Source organism: Marinilabilia sp. (genome assembly GCF_016278715.1).
Classification (GTDB): Bacteria; Bacteroidota; Bacteroidia; order Bacteroidales; family Marinilabiliaceae; genus Marinilabilia.
This window is the reverse complement of sequence record NZ_JADQBH010000251.1, coordinates 1-6983: the sequence shown is the minus strand read 5'-3', so window position 1 is coordinate 6983 and position 6983 is coordinate 1. Positions and strand designations below refer to the sequence as shown.

The following is a 6983-nucleotide window of genomic DNA, read 5'->3' as shown; positions in this document are numbered from 1 at the left end:
ACATAAAAGACATCAAAAAAAGTCCCAATCCCTTTGAAGCATACCTCAAAGCTCCCTCTCCCACCACCATCCTGGTTATCAACTACCGGGATAAATTCGACAAACGGGCCAAAATCTGGAAAGACCTGCAGAAGTCAGGATTTGTTACCCTGGAAACAAAAAAACTATACGACAACCAGGTGGGGCCATGGATTAGCAAATACCTGAAAACACTGGATCTGGAAATTGATTCGAAAGCCAATATGATGCTGGTAGATCATTTGGGCAGCAAACTCTCCAATGTGGTTAAAGCACTCGACAAGCTGAAAGTGGCAGTAGGCAGTGGTGTAAAAACCATTACCCCGCAACATGTGGAGGATTATGTTGGCATCAGCAAGGACTTTAACAATTTTGAGCTACAAGATGCTATTGTGAGAGGAGATGTCTATAAAGCCAACCAAATTGCCCACATATTTGCACAAAATCCAAAGGATTATCCTATCCAAATGACCATAGGGCTCCTTTTCTCATTTTTCAGTAAGCTGATGCTCTATGTTGCAACCAAAGATAAAAGCCAACAGAATCTGAGTTCACTGGGAATTACCCCGTTCAGGCAAAAACAATTTCAGCCTGCTGCCCGACGTTTTGGCTGGAACAAGAGCAGACAGATCGTTTCGCTTTTACGCGAATACGACATGAAATCAAAAGGTTTCAACAACAATTCTGCAACACCCGGCGACCTGCTTCAGGAGATGATTTTTAAAATGATGCATTGAATCAACAATAGTTTGTAAAAAGAAAGCCTAAACGCAGAGTCGCAGTGACGCAAAGTTTTTATTAACGGAGAGTTGAACATCAGCCCTGCCAGTTCACAAACAGCTTGTAATCAAATGCCGGCAGGGAAATTACAGTCACGAGCACACCGGGGAAACAAACAAAGACATAAAAAACCGTTTTAATTGGCTTATGGTTCGGGTTAATTAAAAAGATTGACAGGAAATACCAAGAGCCTGAAAACGGATTATCAGTCACAATTTTGAATCAAAAAAATTACCATTATGCAATTAGACATCAACATCATAATTATTCTCATCATATCTGCAGTCAGTATTTTTTCTTTCAGCAGGCCCGACATCCTCGACAAACTGAAATTTAATGCCTGGCAGATTGTTCACCGGAATGAATATTACCGCGTTCTTACCTACGGGCTGGTGCACGGCAGCTGGATGCACTTGTTGATCAATATGTTTGTGTTGTGGTCTTTCGGACAGGCTGTTTTGTACTATTTCGACCTGGCTTTTGAGGGAGGAACGGTCATCCGCTACCTCATCCTGTTTGTCAGTGCCATCGGTATTTCCACGCTTTCAACCCTCAACAAGGAAAAAAATAACCCGAATTACAATGCGGTGGGAGCTTCAGGGGCTGTCTCTGCTATTGTTTTCACCTCTATCCTTTTCGACCCCTACAACCCCATACTGCTCTTTGGAATCATTCCCATTCCCGGAATCATTTTCGGGGTATTGTATATCATCTACTCCAAGTATATGGCTGGCCGGGATGTGGACAACATTGGTCACGACGCCCATTATTACGGAGCTATTTACGGGTTAGTATTCCCGCTGTTTTATGAGCCCAAACTGGCCCTTCACTTTTTCAACGAACTGATTAGTTTTAACTTTTAATCCAGTTAACATGCCTCCCGGCAACAAGAAATATCTTATCCTTAACGGTCATTATTATGAAACAGGACGTCCTATTCTCACTTCTGAAAACAGGGCATTCCGTTATGGCGACGGCCTGTTCGAAACCATCCGTTGCCACAAAACAGTTCCGCTTTTTTTTGAAGAACATTACGACAGGTTGCTGAGAGGAATGGCGACTTTAAAGTTAACAACGGCAGGCCTTCCTCCTGTCCATGTCCTGAAGGAGCACATTGAAAAATTAATTGTTAGAAACCGGATATTTTATGATGCACGGATTAGGCTTTCGGTTTTCCGTCGCGATGGCGGCTTATACACGCCAGAGACCAATAGTCCGGCATGGTTGCTGGAAGCCTTTCCGCTTCCCGACAAAGGTTATCACCTCAATCAGGAAGGCATCCGGATAGGCCTGTTTACCAATTATCCAAAAACCTGGACCCTAACGGCTGCATACAAAACTTTATCCTGCACGCCTTCCATTCTGGCGGGCATCCATAAAAACGAGAACCACTGGGACGACTGCCTCATAGTGAACCAGGACCGGAAAATAATCGAAAGTATCAGTTCCAACCTTTTCTGGGTGAAAAACAAGGTCATTCACACCCCAACACTATCATCAGGATGCGTAGACGGCATTATGCGCCGGCAAATTTTTAAGTTTGCAAAAGATTCCGGCATTCAGGTAAAAGAGTGCAGCGGAACAACAAAGGAGGAACTGATGGAAGCGGAAGAAATCTTTCTTTCCAATTCGGTAAGTGGCATCCGATGGGTGGTGGCAATGGAGAACAAAAGATTTTTCAATCGACTTCCCAAACAAATAGAACGCTGGTTAAATGAAAAAATAAAATCTGTTGTTCCCGGTTAATTAGTGTATTAAACATTTTCAATAAGGGATTTCATCCCTTAAACCCTGATCCCGATTATGGTTTTGTAAGGTTTTGATTTTCCAAAACCAACAAAAACCTATTTCGGGACAAAAAGACCAAGACTTTGCCAGCTTTCACTCTAAAAACTACGGCTCTTTCATCGAAATCGTCTAAACTCATCTCACTTACTACGTGCGTGAGACTCAAACAGAGACGATTCTTCGATGAAACAACCTTGTTTTTAGGCTCACCTGCCAAGGTCGGCCTCAAACAAGACTTGAAACAGCTTGAAGTAATAAAAAATGCACAGGTTTGTTCCCGGGTAATTAGTTCCAGCAAGAAAACCAAGGTTTTTTAGCCTTTGATAAGAAAGGGCCAAATACAAGACTTTCGATCCCGAAACATCGGGATTGAAACCAAGGAGTCCCGATTGTGCTTTTTGTTGGTTTTTAGGGTAAAAACCTTACAAAAGCCACTTCGGGATGACTGTTTCAAAAACGAGAATAACGCAGTAGTTGGTGTTTTCTTGCAAAGACTAATTAGTGCCTGTCCATAAATTAAGCAAATTTTGTTCTTAGAGCTGTTTCTGGTCAGAAAGTGCCAATTGCTAAGCCTGCCCCGATTTTTCTTCGGGGGCTTGCGAAGCCGCCAAAAACGGAGTTTACTAATCGTAAATGAGTATTTTGGCGGCAAGCGTAACGACGCAAGTGGTACTTTATGGACAGAAACTAATTAAAAGCAGGATTACGTGGAAAATTAGTCCAGGTCTTATAAATGTCGCCCAACTGAGACATTGCTTTTTCCCAAATATCATCCACATCGCGGGTCATGATAAAATCATCGCAAAGAGTAGATACCACCCAACTGTTTTCAGCCAACTCACCATCCAGCTGACCGGGAGCCCAACCTGAATAACCAGCAAAAAACTTCACCGAATGACTGGATGCCTCACCTTCATTTATCATTCGTTTGAGATGCTCAAAGTCTCCACCCCAGTACACAGTACGAGTCACCTGGACAGCACCCGGGACTAACGGGCCAAGTGTGTGAAGAAAATTGAGCGTATTGGAACTAACCGGCCCACCTACAAATAATTCACCCTCAAAACTCAGAATATCATCAATCACTTCATCCGGATAGAGCTCAGTAGATTTATTTAAAACCAATCCAACTGTTCCATTATCGTTATGCTCGGTGATCAATATAATTGAACGGCCAAAATACGGCCCCTGCAAAAAGGGATCGGCAATGAGCACCCGTCCTGCAGCAGGTTTAAGGGAGGTTTTATTGGGCTGGAAAATATTAAAATCGAGATTTTTCATAACAATTCAGCTTTTCAAAAGAAAACATTTTGTCATCAAGTAACAGATGAATTCACAAATCTGTTTTAACAAAAGGAAAAAACTTCCTTTATCGGAACAAAACCCGTTTTCTATATCTAAATTAAGAAAAAAAAAAAGTCCTTTCCAAAACTTTGCCCTACAAATTAATCCATTTATCAAATATAACAGTACACTCAAGGTCTATAGCTGGAAATTGGATTGCGAAAAACATAGATTTGTAATTACTGTTAACCCCAAATAAAATGAGATTGCTTCACTACGTTCGCAATGACTTTCAGACCAATGTATTTTTCGGGTTGGGAAGGGGTTGTTTTCGGCACAACCGAAAACAACCCCTTCCCGACCCCACATTCTACAATAAATGCAGTTATTGCGAGTGAAACGAAGCAATCGTTCCTGAGTCAACAGTGATTTGTAATATTGCAATGATAACTTTTTGTTATTGAGCCCTGATAAAAAACAAACAAAGGCTACAAGAACACCGGAAACACCTCAATTTATATGTGCACAAAAACAGATTTCCAAAAAAACACGTTTAAGTCTGCTATCAAAATCACAGGATTCCTTCTTATTATTTTTGGTGCCATAGGCTGCCAAAGTCCCGGCAAAATGGTGTATCTAAAAAATGCCTCCTTTCAGGATACCACAATGGTGTATCATCAGCCTGAAAAAGATTACCACATCAGCATCAACGACATTCTGTTTGTACGGATTTTAACCGGAAATCCGGAAATTTCTGCACTTTACAACAACGCTCCCACCACCGGTTTCAGCACCTCCATGACCTCGGAAGCCGACCAATACATCAACGGATTTACGGTGAACGGCGAAGGAAAAATAAAACTTCCCGTTTTGGGAGAACTAAATGTAAAGGGACTAACTCTTCAGGCAGTTGAAAAACGCATACAAGACATGGCCGATGAATATCTGATTGATGCCACCGTCATTGTCCGGTTACTCAATTTCAAAGTCACTGTTTTGGGAGAGGTAATGCGACCGGGGGTTTACAGTCATTACAACGACAACATGACCATTCTGGAAGCCATTGGCAAGGCAGGCGACGTAACCGACCTGGGCGACAAAAGAAACATCATGGTAGTAAGAACCGTTCCGGAAGGAAGAACCACTTTTGAAATAAATCTGACAAAAAAAGACCTGCTAACCTCCCCTGCGTTCTTTTTAAAACCCAACGATGTGGTTTATGTAAAACCATCAGGGAGTAAAGCTTTTCAAATCAACCTGCCTACCATGAGTATGATACTTTCATCGGTTACCACCATCATTGTGTTACTGCAATATTTTGACAATCAATAAAAAACTGAAAGAAAATGCCCAATCACCAACCTCTTTCCAATAACGAACACAGAGATGCCTTTTCTTCAGGCAACAATCAGGACTTCACAAAACTGTTGCAGAGGTTTGCTGATTTATGGTATGTTTTTATTGCAGGACTTTTTCTGGCACTGGCCCTGGCCTTCATCATCAATAAATTCACCCATCCCACCTATAAAGGAAAAACAACCGTACTGGTAAGTTCGGGACAAAACAAGCCCGTTGGAGCCGAAGCCCTCATACAAAACCTTTCATTTGATACCCAGGACAATATCAGAAATGAGATTGGCATTCTAAAATCTTATTCACTTGCCCGAAGAACGCTTAAATCCTTAGACCTGGCAACCAGCTATCAAAAAATTCCGCGCATTCCGGGAAACTTCCGCATCAACTCACTGGCCCGAAACCAGTATCGAAACTCCCCAATTGAAGTGAAATCAGAAGCAAAAGATAAACAGCTGCACAACACTCCCTTTTTCATTCGTATCCTTTCGCCACGGGAATATTTATTGCACTTCGAAACCACCATTAACGAAAAAAATATCGCTCAGACAGACACTTTCCGATTTGGCCAGTCTATTCGAAGTCCCTATTTTTCGTTTAATGTTATTTTAAGAGATAAATACGCCCCCGATCTGTTCAACAAACAATCTGATTACTACTCATACGACTACAGTGTAACCTTTCACGATTTGGACAAAATGGCATCTGACTTCAGCAATAACCTGCAAGTCAATTTCTATTTCGATGACGCCTCTATACTTGAACTCAGCCTTCACGGGCCCCATCCCGAAATAGTAACAAATTATCTGAACAGCCATGCCACCGCATTTATAGAAAGCGAATTGGAAGAAAAAAACCGTATTGCCAGTGCCACCATTGCTTTTATCGACGAACAAATAAGTGGAATATCCGATTCGCTTCAGGAGGCAGAGTCTGATTTTCAAAAGTTCAGAACCCGAAATAAAGTCATCAATATCAGTTCGGAAGGCAATTATGCCATGGAAAAACTGGAGTCACTGGTAACCAAAAAAAGTGATCTGCAACGGATGTCTAAATACTACGACTATCTGTTTGACTATATCCAAAACAGCAACGACTTCGACGATGTTATTGTGCCCAACACCATGGGGATAGCCGACCCTTCACTCAACAATCTGGTGAGCCGACTGGCTGAGTCTTATGCCGCACGAAACAGATTGTTGATGACCGCCCGCAAAAACAGTCCTCAGGTACAACAAGCTACAAGCCAGATAGAAACCATCAAAGAAGCCCTGACGGAAAACATCCGCAACATCATCAACACTTCACAAATTGAGTTGGAGGCAATTGAAAACCAAATCGCAGAAGTCAACAGGCAAATACAGAAACTACCCGGCACCGAGCGTGAATATATAAATATACAACGTGATTTTACATTGAATGACAACATCTACACATTTCTCTTACAAAAACGCGCAGAAGCCGGAATTGCTCTGGCCTCTAACGTCTCGGATCACAAAATAGTTGACCCGGCCCTAAAAGAAACCACCTATCAAACCGCGCCCAAACCAATGGCCAACATAATCATTGCCGGTTTGCTGGGACTTCTGCTCCCTGCCATAGGAATCATTCTGGGTGACAGCGTGAATAACCGAATCAATTCCAGATTTGTGGTGGAAGACTACACTTCCATACCTGTTTTAGCGCACATTGGACATTATCGGGCCGAAAAAAAACTTCCTGTGCTAGAATTCCCCAGGTCACCCCTGACGGAATCATTC

The 6983-nt window shown here is 42.2% G+C and carries 6 protein-coding genes; 5 read left to right on the top strand and 1 reads right to left on the bottom strand.

The genetic code is table 11. The annotated features are described in order from the left end of the window. From holA to QZZ43_RS15480, 3 genes are all read left to right on the top strand, one after another. The coding region (holA, locus tag QZZ43_RS15490) for a DNA polymerase III subunit delta (protein WP_291861299.1) at positions 1–755 on the top strand (755 nt) is incomplete at its 5' end. 282 nt (positions 756–1037) lie between these two features. Then, positions 1038–1661 (top strand): rhomboid family intramembrane serine protease, encoded by a 624-nt coding sequence (locus tag QZZ43_RS15485; protein ID WP_291861297.1) that lies wholly within the window; start codon positions 1038–1040, stop codon positions 1659–1661. 10 nt (positions 1662–1671) lie between these two features. Beyond that, on the top strand, positions 1672–2544 hold the full coding sequence (locus QZZ43_RS15480; protein ID WP_291861295.1) for an aminotransferase class IV: 873 nt from the start codon (positions 1672–1674) through the stop codon (positions 2542–2544). Between the two features lie 729 nt (positions 2545–3273). Here QZZ43_RS15480 and QZZ43_RS15475 read toward each other — a convergent pair. Beyond that, entirely contained in the window at positions 3274–3867 is a 594-nt protein-coding gene (locus tag QZZ43_RS15475) for a YqgE/AlgH family protein (protein WP_291861293.1), read from the bottom strand. 630 nt (positions 3868–4497) lie between these two features. On the opposite strand from QZZ43_RS15475, the gene QZZ43_RS15470 reads away from it, so the two are divergent. Next, the gene (locus QZZ43_RS15470; protein ID WP_291861291.1) at positions 4498–5202 is read left to right on the top strand and encodes a polysaccharide biosynthesis/export family protein; all 705 of its coding nucleotides are present in this window, start codon (positions 4498–4500) and stop codon (positions 5200–5202) included. A 14-nt stretch (positions 5203–5216) separates the two neighbouring features. After that, on the top strand, positions 5217–6983 hold a 1767-nt coding region (locus QZZ43_RS15465), incomplete at its 3' end, for a GNVR domain-containing protein (protein ID WP_291861289.1).